The sequence below is a fragment of the Xenorhabdus lircayensis genome, assembly GCF_016306625.1.
Classification (GTDB): domain Bacteria; phylum Pseudomonadota; class Gammaproteobacteria; order Enterobacterales; family Enterobacteriaceae; genus Xenorhabdus; species Xenorhabdus lircayensis.
Genome location: NZ_JACOII010000023.1, coordinates 67,762 through 81,151, shown reverse-complemented (window position 1 = coordinate 81,151; position 13,390 = coordinate 67,762). Strand labels below are relative to the sequence as shown.

Genomic DNA, 13,390 nt, shown 5'->3' with positions numbered 1-13,390 from the left:
ACCATTTAATACATGACCCAATGTCGTAACCTATAAGGTTTGATAATATATATTTATTCATCAATCCGCTAAAATAGCCATTTTTATTTCGAAATGATTCTATAAATTGACAGTTATATTGATGATTGTTTGATTTGTACATAAAGGGGACAAGATATTGCTCTTTACCTTTTTGATACCCATGTCCCTTATTAACAATTTCTCCATGATCAGAAGTGTATATCAGGGAGAAATTAATGTTTTTTTTATCGATGACGTCATATATTTTCTTTATAACTCTGTCTGTATGGTGGATAGTTAAGTCATAGTCATCAGCATTAGGTAGTGCCATCTTATCAATGTCGTCGTAATTCGTATAAGGCATATGACTACCATGTAAGTGAATTACAATAAATTTGTTTTCTTCATTATCTAAAAGAACTTCATTCAATAGAAAGCTTAATTTGTCATCTTTAAAATTTGTGAGTTTTATTACATCAGATTTTTTTGCAATAAACCCATATTTAGATGAGTGGAGTCCATCTAGATCTTGCGAACCTAACCAATATGTTTTATAACTATTTGATTTAGCCATTTCTACTATTGATTTGTTTTCAAATAAATTTTTTTCACTTTCAGGTGTGTGGAAAGCAAGGGTCATAGAAACAGAGTTTCTTGTTATTGGCGCACTAGAATGTGCGTCATTTATTATACATCCCCCGTCAGAAGAAAATATACGACTTATGTGTGGTGTTGTATTTAATTTGTATCCATATGTACTATAATGAGTTGATAATGATGATTCACCCACTATTAAAATAACAACATTAATATCAGGTTTCTTATTTTTTGTTATTGATTTGTTGAATTTCTCTATTTTACTAATGTTTGCATATTTATCATTTGAATGGCTGGAAATATACAAATAAGTAAAATCCCCAATCACAGCGGGATATCTATCTCTTATAAATCGACCTACTATTTTGTCATCCTCTTTGATGTCTGATAATAATTTTTTGTCGACAGCGGAAGCACTAAGATAAAATGTGGCAAGGAAAATAAATATAGGTAAAGCTTTGAGCACTATGTGATACTGAATATTTTTTGATTTTTTTCTTATTAGATACAATAAAGCTATTGTTACCACTAATGACGGCAATAACATTATAAAAAATAAATGACCCGCCATAGATAGCGATTCTTTTTTATTAGTCTCAACAAATGAATCAAGAACTGATGCTGATACTCTTTCACCAAAAACAAGAGAATAATTTATTTGGATAACAAGAAAGAAAAGTAGTGCACTACCAATTCTGATCAGAATTTTATTCTTTTCCTTAATTAACAGAAAAATTGACAAGAGCAGTGCAAAAGTTGACAAGTGAGGTATGCTTGAATCTTTTTGAAAGATAAAGAGATTCAGTGGATAAGATAAACCCAATGCTGCAACAATAGTCAAAATGTACTTGTATGATATTTTATTCATTAAATTCATAAGTTATATTATTCAACAGTGATATAAAAGTCGTGTTATTATACATACGTTAATTTATTAAACAAAAGTGAATAGCATTTTTTTCTTTGATAAGAAAGAAAAAATGGAGAGCTGCTATTGACTCTTCTTGCCTACACATCCGATCTTCTCCCTTCCCAACTTTCCACAATCTCCCGCTTTTCTTTCTGGTAGTGTAGTAGTCATAGTGCTTGGGGGAGACAGTATTCATTGGGGGAGTTTTTTGCATCCATAGCAAGTATAGAGGGAAATTGGTGTTTATGAGTAAGAGATAGAAAACAATCAATTACTCTAATTGATTTTGAATAGAAACCACCGAAGAAGACAACAAAAAACGGCAACATTTAGCTCCTTTACCCAATAAAAAAATCTCCCTGAATTCCTTTTAAAGTTGGTGCACTTTTGCCATTTCTTGTCGGCCATTTTACCATCATTTTACCAATGGGAAACTTGGTCGGCATGATAGGATTTGAACCTACGACTCCCGACATCCCATGAATACGTTTGGTTTATTCATAAAGTATTATGTAGCAATGGGTTAAGGTATTTTCACTGGTTTTACAAACAGTACGTAATCTACAAAATTCGCACTTTATACATCAATGAGTTAATCTCTATTTTTCCAAACTAAATTGCTATTTCTCCGTGAGGTACTTCTACCCATTCAACGTGATTCTGAGTATAAACTTTTGTCGATTTTGCATCACTATGTGCCATACGTGCTTGTGGGTCTAATCCATTAATTTTAAACATGTGTGCAGCCAGTGCTCGGATCTCGTGAAATGTTGGCCTTTCTTCCATTGACAAATGTGCAGCTACCCCGACTTTGTCTCTTAATGCTGAAAATGCCCTGCTCAAATAGTCTGGTGCAATCTGGGGGTAGGGTGATGAACTTCTGCACTAATTTTATTAGGTCGCTTGATGGGTAAGCGATGAACAACATACGGGCAGGCAAGAGAATCCCGGCTATCATCAATAATCTGTTTTAACTTCTCTCCGATAGGAATCCGGCCACTATGACACCTACGAAATGCCGGATGCCCTCGCCATCATCGGGCATGTCATCCCACGGGCTTTCATGCCGCGCCGAAAAACTGGCAGACAGCCCACGGGACAGAAACAGAATTACTGGAGCAAGTTAAAAAGGAAGTGGAAGAGGTACGGTTATGTCAGGTGTGAATGTATCAGGAAATATGAAGTTAAGGGGTACAAAATGATTTATCCGGTGACATGTGGAAAAGGTGAAGAACATTTAAGGCTGCGCACACTGGAAAGTGTATGGATTCAAGGGCGGTTAAAAATGTGGGGACGTTGGTCTGTATTTAGTCAGTCACCTCAAGCCGCTGGTATATTTTCCCGATTACTGGCTGATCCTGTTATCACCAAAAAATCCCTTCAGGTGGCTCTGAAGAAAATGCAGCAAGCAGGAATATCTAAACAAGAGCTTTTGTTGTTTTTTGAAGAGATGAAAGAAAAGCAGGCAATTAGTAGCCTGATATTCTGTACAGACACAGAAGGTTTAAAAATGAACTATGTTATCGGGCAGGTATTTAAAAATTACAAGGGACTTTTGAATATTATCAAGGAGCTGTATTGCTATAAAAAATCAAAATATAAAATAGCGGTTGAAATGAGTGAACGACACCCTGAAATATCACTAAGAACCTGTCAAAATCGTGTTAATGCCTGGTTAGGGGTAGCCGAATTTATGCTTTACAGACCGATGTGTGATGAATTCGAAAGAAATTATCATTACTCAGAATAAAGTTTGACTTCTTTGCCGAAAAAGTTAGTATTTTGATATACGCTTCGCGAAGCTATACCCGCAAGCAGCGAAATTCAAAGAGAACCCACCGAGTGTTATTGGTCATGGGAACGATATTTTTGGTGGAGCATTTGCTAGAAATGGTCAAAGTAAACCAGGAGTGGAATACACTGATCGATGGAAAGAACTGACTACATTTGATGCATCCAGAACTTGGACAGGAAATACATCATGGAATGGTGATCATACTCATAGTGTTAATGGCACGACATCAGAAGCGGGTAGCGATAGCGGAGTCGATGTTACTAACTCCTATATTATGTTAATGGGTTGGTATCGAACAGCATAATTGGTTCGTCAGTTCTTCCCATTAATAGCACAATATGTAGTATTGTGCTGAGTTGTTACATATTATACAGGGCCATCTGACCCTGTTCTACTCATCCATCACGATGATTTCAAATTATTTCTAGTGCGTATACCACCTAAAATTCGTATAGTGTGTTTTATTAATTATTGTTCATAAAATAAATTTTGTTAATCCCTCCCTTAGTTTTACGTGGCATCATTGTGATATAAAAAGTGACGTAATGAATTTCTAATCTATTCATTGAAAGCACCAAAATAGACTCTTCCGTATTGATAAACCTAATTACTGACGTTTATAGGCGGAGATGACCTACCCGCCTTCATATTATTTAGCAATGTACTTTGTTGATTAAATGAGGGTTATATATGAACGTTTAAGAAAATAAACTTAATAAAACTCCGAAAAAAGATGGTGTATTTCCTGATACTCCAATCAGGGAAAAACAGACTGTCGCGCTAAATCAAGCCGTGAATAGTGACAGTAATATCTTTGGCTTTGGCTACTCACATGCCAATTTCTTCAACAGCCACTTCGGAGCCTAATCCTATGACAAAAACATTTAAAGTTCCTTTTGCTGCACAAGGAGATCGGGTTTCTATTCCTGATGAAGTTCAAGCAGATGGTACTGTTTCGTATGCACAAGGTTATGGTAGTGGATATGGACTTGATCCAAACGAAGATCCTACAGCAATGAATATTGAACGTGAAAAGATGAATGGTGTTTTTCACGATATCACAGAAGCTATAGGGGAAATGCAGACCTTTGGTGCTGCTCAATGGAACAGTGATGCGCAGTCATATCCCATGCGTGGATTGGTTTACCACAAAGAAAAACTCTGGCAATCACGTATTGAGAATAATAAGGATGAGCCTGCTGTAGGTACTGCTTGGGTAGAGTTAAAAGCTGATCTTACTGCTAGTGATGTGGACGCCTATAGCAAGGATGAATCAAATCAGCGTTTTCAGTCGAAAGGTAATTACCAACTTGCGGGTGACTATGCGACAAATTCAGCGCTAAATAACGGATTAGGACAAAAAATTGATAAATCCAGTATTGTCCAAAATACCGGAAATTCAACATCATCGGTAATGAGCCAGAATGCCGTAACACAGGCGATTAAAAGCTCAATGGATATCGACACGATTTATCCTATTGGTGTTGTTATATGGTTTGCTAAAAATAAAAATCCGAATAATTTATTCCCCAGAACGAGGTGGTCTTACATTGGTGAGAATAAAACAATTCGATTAGCTTCTGGTAATGGTTCAAATGTATTATCGACAGGAGGAAGGGACACCAAATCTCTGTCTATAAATAACATACCAAGACACAGTCATTATTTTAGTGGTAATACTAATAGTGCTGGAGGCCATAATCATAGTCGAGGAAATATGAATATAACTGGTTACTTACCTAGCGTTATCGTACATGGAAGCAATATTTTTGGAGGGGCTTTTGCTAGAAATGGGCAAAGTCAACCAGGAGTAGAATATACTGATGTGTGGGAAAATCTTACTACGTTTGATGCCTCCCGAACTTGGACAGGTAGTACATCATGGGCAGGCGATCATACACATAGTATTAGCGGTAATATATCAGAAACTGGGAGTGGCGATGGTTTTGATGTAACCAATGCTTATATTATGTTAATGGGCTGGTATCGAACAGCATAGCTAATTTATGATAGCCTTAGCTTTCTCCAAGCTAAGGCCTAATTTTTTTGAACCAAGTTCGGATAAAAATACGCCATAATGCCAGCTTTATTTGAGTTGTAATTGTGCGTTTTCGATTTTTTATATCTACCTCAGTCAGTGTATATTCTCGTTCCCCTATCGATGAGCTTAGTGATTGGACAGAAGTATGAATTACTGGAGGGAAAACAGCTTTCAATTTAATTACACCCTGTTCTCTGAATAATTTCCACTCATCTGCAACAAATCTAACAGGTGTGAGGAAATGGTATAATTTTTTAGCGGCTGCTTGATTGATAACATAACCATGAGTAAGCGCGGCGTCTATTACATTGACAATTTTGTACTCATCAACGAGTGATTTTTGAAAAAATTTAAAATACTCATTAGGTTTATTGAGTAAAAATACGATAGGTTCTTTACTTATTCCTACTGATTCTAGCGCTTGCAATACTCTGGGTAGACTATGATCTAGTTTGGCATCATCTTCTAGTACAAGTGAAATAGGTATATTGTCGTCTATCATTTTCTTATAAATACTCAAGTGACTCATTGAACATCCGACCTCTCCAAGAGTGAGAGTTATTTTATTAAAGTCTGGACAGATGTCTTGAAGTTGTTCGTCAGTGAGTTTTTTCCTATATACTGCTGTAATAAATTCAGCTTCAAGATCTGCATTTTGCAATTGTTCTTGTATTGATTGTTTGCGATCTATGTCTTTTTCTAAATTAATAACAAATATTTTCATATCAATCTCACTATTCTTATGATGGAGATTTCCAATCTTACTAAGTATTAAGAAAGATAGCATCATCAGTATATTACCACCACATTATTCCTTGCTCTACTTTGTAGAGTATCGAAAAGTGAGATGGTGAATTAATCTAGTGACTGCCTCAAATACTCCTATCAATCTTCCGATACATAATCTGGATTAATATCTAAGTAGCCTCTGATTCGTCTACAGTTTGGCTCGTTCCAATAGGCAATGCTTACATGTGGCGTTGTCACAGATATTTTAGATTTCATCTTTTGTTAAGATGTACAGGAAAGGAAAATTGAATATTTTCTAATTAATTTCAATAAAAAACTATTGAAAAAAACAAAAACAAGAACAAACAGAAAAAAAGGAGTTTCAAACATTGTTGAGTGACAGACAAACCCATCCTAACGTTAGCGCGCCTCTATCACTTTCTGTCGGCCATTTTACCAGAATTTTACCATCATTTTACCATGAGCAATTTTCAGGCATAAAAAAACCAACCCTAACAGGTTGGTTTTTCTGGGGAAATTTGGTCGGCATGATAGGATTTGAACCTACGACCCCCGACACCCCATGACGGTGCGCTACCAAGCTGCGCTACATGCCGATGACTTTTCCTATACTACCGTTTTTTATTTTCAAAGCAAGCCCTTAATTTAGTGAGTGATTGATTTTTAAACGATTAGTTTGCTAAAAAACGTTTCACTTCAGTTAGTACCTGTAATAGTTGGGCAAGATTTGGTTTGGCTCCCTCAATTTCATTGCCATCTAAATCATACAGATGATATTCCCCATCCTTGGAAATATAGACGGTATTTTTAGCTGTCGTGATAATTAATGAGCCATCATCACCAGTAATCAGCCACGGATTTTCTCTCTGGGCGTTAAAGAGATCTTCACCTTGTGAGTAATCTTCTGGGTAATTACTGACGTGCAGTAAACGTTGCATTAGCGTTGTCATGACATCCTGATGACTAGTCAGTTTGTCGATAATTTGTGCGGGCGTTCCCGGCCAGTGAATTATCAGGGGAACATGGAGCTGTTCACGGTTGAATTTGTCACCAGTAAACCATTTTGCGGGGTAGCCCGTTGCCCCTTCATTCTGTTTGGCTGTAATCACAACGATAGTTTTATTCAGAATACCTTTATTTTTCAGGGCTTCTAACACATTATTGATTTTAGTATCCAACGCTTTCTTGCCAAATTTGTCTGATGAACGTGTAAAACCATTAATGTCCAGAAATGAGAACCACGGTGCGGAGCCACTGCGTAGATCCAGCCAATGACGCCATTGTGCCACGGTTAAGTTATCGTCTTGTTTGTTGGCATTTGGCAGTGAGTAATCGGTCAGTATAGCTTGACGATAAAGTGGGGTTTGGAATCCATCTGAAGAGAAGAGACCAAATTGATATCCTTGATGAGTTAGGGCGTCAATGAGTACGGATGATTTCCTCGCGTTAAGAATGCCGTCTAGATAACCTGATGATATGCCATAGAATAAACCAAACAATGCGGTTTCGTTCTGAATGCCAGTGCTGAAGTGCTGTGTGAATTGGATATTGTTCTTCGTGAACTGCGCCAGAGCAGGCATGTCACTAGTGATATCTTGATTATCCAACCCATCCACGACAAGCAGAAGCAGGTTATAGCCGCTTCCGGTATTCTGATAAGATAAGTTATTCAGCGGATAATTGACGCTCAAGGCCGCAGGATTTCCTTGCAGGTTAATACGGCGTTGATATTCTTGATGATCCAGTAGGCCATGTTTTTCAAGGAACTTACGAGCCGTCATTGGATAAGAAAGCGGCAAATTTGAGCGCTGCATGGTAATTGGACGGTAGAAATTGGCGTCCGCCCAAATATACATAAGGTGGGAGGCGACAAAAGCGGTGATAAATACCGCTGCCAGTGGTTTGCCAAATCGTTGGCGACTCAGACTACGTAATTTTTGCCAGCTCCATGTACCGAAGAGCATCTGTATCAAGAAAATTACGGGTATACAGATGAACATCAGTTGCCATTCCCTTGCTAATTCGCCTTGTTCTGGGTTGGTGACTAAATCCCAGACCAATGAAGTTAAGTGCAGGTGAAAGCGAACATAGATGGAAGAATCGAATATCAGTAGTGTTAAGCCAGCTGTTGCCAGTGCAGACGAGAGAAACCTCAGTAACCGCTGAGACATGACGATAAATGTCAGCGGAAATAAAATCAGTAAGTAGATGGCAAAGACAATGAAACTGAAATGACCGAGCCAACTGACTAGCGCGTAGATGCGACCAAACAGTGAACCCGGCCAGTCAGATGCAAATAAATAGCGACTGCCCAGCACAAGACTGAACATGATGTTGAACAGTGCGAACCAGTGTCCCCAACTGATCATTTGAGAAACTTTTTCGCGGTAATGCTGACGGCTAGTCACCATATTTTCTTTACATTAAGATTTAATTAAAATTAATGCGCTTTATCTTCATTAATTGAAGACTGTAACGCGCGTGCAAACGAGTCTGCAATATGCTTGCGTTGCGCAGGGGCAATGCTCGTATTGATTAAATTCGTTACCATATTGCCCAAGACCATCAGAGTAAGGTCAGTTGGCGTATGGTTTTTCTCGAAAACATTTACTAATTCAGTTAATAAATGTTCAACTTTTTCATCGCTATAGCGAGACGACTGTGGCATAAATCAAATATCCTGAATGTACAAAGCCCCATATCTTACCGTATAGAAGGGTGATTTTCTGCTTTTTTATGACAAATTAATTCCTTACTCTGGGTGTTACTACCATTCTTGAATCTGCTTCATCTTTTATTCTTTGATATGTTGAGTGTTGATAATTAAATTGTGAACGCTTTTCCATCATTTGGGTTTTTGGTTGCAGCAGAGAGGTAACGGTGTTTGAATACGCCGCTAACCGCAAAGTCCCATATGGCCAAAGCTGCAAAAGGAGCATAAATAATGAGTCTGGAAATTACCCAGATCGCGTTACACCGGTTGATTAAACGTGACGAACAAACGTTGGAAGTGATTTTGCGTGATTCTCTGCTGGATACCAATCAAGTGGTTGAAGAGATGATGGCTGAGTTACATCGTGTATATAGCGCAAAAAGCAAAGCCTATGGTTTGTTCAATGAAGAAAGTGAACTCGCGGAATCTCTCCGTCATCTGCGTAAGGGAGATGAGGATTTCCTCGGCTTTAGTCGGGCTGCAACCGTTCGCTTGAAAGATGAGTTGGCAAAATATCCGTTTGCAGAAGGAGGAACGGTGTTGTTTTGTCAATATCGATATCTTGCCGTGGAATATTTGCTGATTGCCGTTCTTAATAGTTGCAACAGTACGTCCGTCAATGATGAGCTTGATGTGAACACAACGCAGTATCTCGATATTCCTCATGTCGATATCGTTGCGAGAATTGATCTGACTGAATGGGAAACTAACCCTGAATCCAGTCGTTACCTAACTTTCCTAAAAGGGCGGGTAGGGCGTAAGGTTTCTGACTTTTTTATGGATTTCCTTGCTGCTAGTGAAGGCATGAATGCGAAAGTGCAGAATAAGGGATTGTTGCAGGCTGTGGACGACTATTGTGAGTCAGCTCAGTTGGATAAACATGAGCGTCAGGCTTATCGCCAGCAAGTCTATGGTTACTGCAATGAGCAGTTACAGGCTGGTGAGGAGATTAAGTTACAAGAGTTGTCCCAAGAATTACCCCCGTTGGGTGAGCAAAATTTCCAGCAGTTCTCGCAGGAGCAAGGATATGAACTGGAAGAAAGCTTTCCGGCCGATCGCGGTACTTTGCGTCAATTGACAAAATTCGCAGGCAGTGGTGGGGGGCTAACCATCAACTTTGATGCCATGTTAATGGGGGAACGGATTTTTTGGGATCCCGCAACGGATACGTTGACGATTAAAGGTACGCCACCAAATCTGCGTGACCAATTACAACGTCGTGGCAGTGGTAATCGCTAAGGTCTGTTAACAATAAAAAATTAGATGGTAGAAATAAATAACGCCGCATTTGCGGCGTTATTTACTCGGCGTCCCGATAAAAGCTCGACTGTGGCTAATTAAGCACGCAGGAAATCGATGTGCGTCAGTTTAGGTTTAAACGGATGACGCTGTACTGCCTGCACTTTAACTGTAGTTTCTTTACCATCAACAACCAGAGTCAGAACTTCATAGAATTCTGGTTTGCTTTCGTGGTTGATAACTGCATCGTGATCCAGTTCGATAGAAACTGGCTCTTGGTTACCACCGTAGATGATCGCTGGAAACTTGTTAGCTCGGCGCAGGCGGCGGCTCGCACCCTTACCCTGCTCTTTACGTACTTCTGCATTAATAGTTAACATTATTTTTTCTCTGTAAAAGAAGAAAATAAATCCTGCTACAGGCGACCCAGCAGCAGGTTCGATATTTGGCTTAACATTATGTATTACATTAAGCGGGCGGCATTCTAACGAAAAACCGATATGACAGCAAATAGAAATGTATTTTTTAACTGGTTAACGGGCAGACTATTCAGCAAACTCAGTACAGATCATCAGCCCGTCTAAATCGTCCTTGATAATCAAAAACCTTTTCCCGAATCTGCCAAAATTGGCCTTTTTTACGTGCGACAACAAAATCAGGATGACGCAATAGAGGGAGTTGATGGGCAATGTCTGCTGCTGTTTTCCACTGAAAAGTTGTGCCCGGCGCACGTTGATGCTGGCGAATGAATTGTATTTCAAATACTTTCTTTTGGGCTGGAGTGGATAAACGGTATAGCTCTGATACATCCGCTCCATCTTCATCGTAATAGGTGATTTTCAACCATTCCCCTTTGTTGTCATGACCCGGTGTTAATTGCATTCCACCACAACGCAGTACCAGAGCATTCTTGAGTTTTAAGGCTGCTTTTAGCATATCATCGGGATCGACTAGTATTTTTTCACAACGATGGCAGCGTCGGGCGGCGATATCGTTTTCAGCACCACAATGTGGGCATGACTTGAAACGAAAACGGAAATCACATTGCTGACGTTTCCCATTTTCGTCTTCTTCCCAGCCTTGGCAACGCCGTCCAAAATGCTCAATGATTTCTCCATCCTCGGTGCATGTTCCCCAAAAAGTATTAGCAAATTGGCAGATGGGACAAAATACCTGTACGGGCTGGTTTTGTGAATTGGGTTTGCTGCTGCCAACTTCGGGCGTGTAAAGATCGTGGGGATTACCCGCGTAATCCAGAATCAGGCAATCTTTTTTATCAGGAAATAAACGCAATCCACGACCGACGATCTGTTGATAGAGGCTGATGGATTCCGTTGGCCGCAATATGGCGATTAAATCAACATGAGGTGCATCGAATCCTGTTGTGAGTACCGCAACGTTGACCATATAACGGAGTTGCTGTTCCTTGAATGCTGTGATTAAAAGATCCCGTTCAGATGCGGGAGTCTCTGCACTGACTAACGCGGCTTGTCCGGCAGGCAGTAATTGGAAAATTTCTTTGGCGTGTTCAACGGTGGAGGAAAAAATCATCACACCTTTTCGGTCTTGGGCGTATTCGATAATTTGTCTAATGATATGAGGCGTAATGCGTTTTTGGCGTTTGATTTCCCGATTTAGCTCAGTTTCATTGAAAATTCCTTGTTGGCTAGTACGTATTTGGCTGAAATCGTATTGCATAATCGGCATATCCAGCCTTTCTGGGGAAACCAGAAAGTGGTGCTTAATCATATAACGCAACGGAAGTTCATAAATGCAATCACGAAAAAAACTGCGTTCATCACCGCGCATCATGCCATGATGATGATATTGGTATATCCAACCAGAGCCTAGACGGTAAGGTGTTGCGGTTAAACCTAAGATGCGTATTTGGGGATTGTTTTTCTGGAGCCGCTGGATAATTTGTTGATATTGGCTGTTTTCGTCATCACTGATGCGATGGCATTCATCAATGATTAGCAGCGAAAAATGATGATCAAAGCGATCCAGATTGCGCGCAATGGACTGAATGCTGCCAAAGACTACTTTTCCCTCACTTTGTTTTTGATTTAATCCCGCTGAAAAAATATCCGCGTTCAATCCATAAGCACAATATTTGCCATGGTTCTGCGCAACGAGTTCTTTGACATGAGCCAATACTAAAACGCGACCGTGAGCCAGTTTTGCTAATTCAGCGATGACGAGGCTTTTACCTGCACCTGTTGGCAAAACAATAACTGCGGGATCTCTGTGTTGGCGAAAATAGCGAATGGTCGCTTCTACCGCTTCTTGTTGATAAGGGCGTAAAGTAAATGCCATTTTTATGTTACTGTCACAAATATCAGGTAAAAGATAATTGATGTAGAGAATAACATTTTTCATTTAGCCTTGCTGCCGAGAAAGTGCTTGACATTCTTTTTTATGGTTAGACAGATTCTAAGGTTAGACGGGCTATAACGCTTACTTTATTATTGTTATAGTTATTGATGTGACGATTACTCTGAAAATTATCTGTTTAATCTTAATATCCCAATAGTGGCCTTGAAGTTGTTTGCAATATCAAAGGCGTGTTCATGTGTATTTATTTTTTGTCAGGGACATTTATTCATGCGATTGGATAAATTTTTATCACAACAGTTAGGTATTAGCCGTAATTATGTGAGTCGTGAGTTACGGGCAGGGCTAGTGGCTGTCGATGACGAAGTCGTCAAAACAGGAGCCTATAAATTGAAGTCTGATCAGCAAGTTGCTTATGATGGAACGATATTGCAACAATTAAATGGCCCGCGTTATTTCATGTTGAATAAACCCCAAGGATATGTGTGTTCGACAGATGATCCATCAAACCCGACTATTTTATATTTTATCAATGAACCTGTTGCCCACAAATTACATTCCGCAGGGCGATTGGATATTGATACCACAGGATTGGTTTTGCTGACGGATGATGGTCAATGGTCACACCGTATTACGTCTCCCAAGCATCATTGTGAAAAAACCTACCTTGTTACATTAGAGCACCCGATATCGGAAGATATTGAGCAAAAATTTCTAGCTGGAGTGCAGCTGAATAGTGAAAAAACGCTGACAAAATCAGCAAAATTGGAAATTATCGAGTCGCAAATTGCACGCTTGACTATCAGTGAAGGGCGCTACCACCAAGTAAAACGGATGTTTGCGGCAGTGGGCAATCACGTTATTGAACTCCATCGAGAGCGAATCGGCGAAATTTATCTCGATCCTGAATTGGGTCCGGGAGAATATCGAGCGCTGACAAGTAGTGAAATCAACAGCATACAGATGCCAATATTTTAATTTTTTATCTTTCAACTGATTCAGGAGTAACTG

At 39.4% G+C, this 13,390-nt stretch carries 11 protein-coding genes, 1 tRNA gene and 1 pseudogene; 5 read left to right on the top strand and 8 right to left on the bottom strand.

Annotated elements, in window-relative coordinates; translation table 11 throughout:
• Both H8A87_RS05660 and H8A87_RS05655 read right to left on the bottom strand, forming a co-directional pair.
• The coding region (locus H8A87_RS05660; protein ID WP_232370097.1) for a phosphoethanolamine transferase at window positions 1-1,438 on the bottom strand (1,438 nt) is incomplete at its 3' end.
• 681 nt (window positions 1,439-2,119) lie between these two features.
• Window positions 2,120-2,499 (bottom strand): annotated as a pseudogene (locus tag H8A87_RS05655) (recombinase); the annotation flags it as partial.
• Between the two features lie 206 nt (window positions 2,500-2,705).
• On the opposite strand from H8A87_RS05655, the gene H8A87_RS05650 reads away from it, so the two are divergent.
• The 3 genes from H8A87_RS05650 to H8A87_RS05640 all read left to right on the top strand — a co-directional run bounded on the left by H8A87_RS05650 (window position 2,706) and on the right by H8A87_RS05640 (window position 5,301).
• A complete protein-coding gene (locus tag H8A87_RS05650; protein ID WP_198689018.1) occupies window positions 2,706-3,257 on the top strand; it encodes a DUF1133 family protein in 552 nt (183 codons plus the stop codon).
• A 160-nt stretch (window positions 3,258-3,417) separates the two neighbouring features.
• On the top strand, window positions 3,418-3,606 hold the full coding sequence (locus H8A87_RS05645; protein WP_198689017.1) for a hypothetical protein: 189 nt from the start codon (window positions 3,418-3,420) through the stop codon (window positions 3,604-3,606).
• 567 nt (window positions 3,607-4,173) lie between these two features.
• The gene (locus H8A87_RS05640) at window positions 4,174-5,301 is read left to right on the top strand and encodes a phage baseplate protein (protein WP_198689016.1); all 1,128 of its coding nucleotides are present in this window, start codon (window positions 4,174-4,176) and stop codon (window positions 5,299-5,301) included.
• A 31-nt stretch (window positions 5,302-5,332) separates the two neighbouring features.
• On the opposite strand, the gene H8A87_RS05635 is transcribed toward H8A87_RS05640, so the two are convergent.
• From H8A87_RS05635 to H8A87_RS05620, 4 genes are all read right to left on the bottom strand, one after another.
• Complete coding sequence (locus H8A87_RS05635) at window positions 5,333-6,133, bottom strand: glycosyltransferase family 25 protein (RefSeq protein ID WP_198689015.1); 801 nt, start codon at window positions 6,131-6,133, stop codon at window positions 5,333-5,335.
• 479 nt (window positions 6,134-6,612) lie between these two features.
• A tRNA-Pro gene (locus H8A87_RS05630) sits at window positions 6,613-6,689 on the bottom strand.
• Between the two features lie 75 nt (window positions 6,690-6,764).
• Window positions 6,765-8,504, bottom strand: a complete 1,740-nt coding sequence (yejM, locus tag H8A87_RS05625) for an LPS biosynthesis-modulating metalloenzyme YejM (RefSeq protein ID WP_198689014.1) — start codon at window positions 8,502-8,504, stop codon at window positions 6,765-6,767.
• A 29-nt stretch (window positions 8,505-8,533) separates the two neighbouring features.
• Complete coding sequence (locus H8A87_RS05620) at window positions 8,534-8,761, bottom strand: YejL family protein (RefSeq protein WP_092548779.1); 228 nt, start codon at window positions 8,759-8,761, stop codon at window positions 8,534-8,536.
• A 276-nt stretch (window positions 8,762-9,037) separates the two neighbouring features.
• Between H8A87_RS05620 and yejK the strand changes: the two genes are divergently transcribed.
• Window positions 9,038-10,045 carry a nucleoid-associated protein YejK gene (gene yejK, locus H8A87_RS05615; protein WP_198689013.1) on the top strand — a complete coding sequence of 336 codons (1,008 nt, stop codon included), beginning with the start codon at window positions 9,038-9,040 and terminating at the stop codon, window positions 10,043-10,045.
• A gap of 98 nt (window positions 10,046-10,143) precedes the next feature.
• Here yejK and rplY read toward each other — a convergent pair whose 3' ends face one another.
• Together rplY and H8A87_RS05605 are read right to left on the bottom strand one after the other, a co-directional pair.
• Window positions 10,144-10,425, bottom strand: coding sequence for a 50S ribosomal protein L25 (gene rplY / locus H8A87_RS05610; RefSeq protein WP_086953583.1), 282 nt, complete (start codon window positions 10,423-10,425; stop codon window positions 10,144-10,146).
• 178 nt (window positions 10,426-10,603) lie between these two features.
• The gene (locus H8A87_RS05605) at window positions 10,604-12,361 is read right to left on the bottom strand and encodes a DEAD/DEAH box helicase (RefSeq protein ID WP_198689020.1); all 1,758 of its coding nucleotides are present in this window, start codon (window positions 12,359-12,361) and stop codon (window positions 10,604-10,606) included.
• A 288-nt stretch (window positions 12,362-12,649) separates the two neighbouring features.
• On the opposite strand from H8A87_RS05605, the gene rsuA reads away from it, so the two are divergent.
• A complete protein-coding gene (rsuA, locus tag H8A87_RS05600) occupies window positions 12,650-13,357 on the top strand; it encodes a 16S rRNA pseudouridine(516) synthase RsuA (protein ID WP_198689012.1) in 708 nt (235 codons plus the stop codon).
• Window positions 13,358-13,390 lie beyond the last annotated feature (33 nt).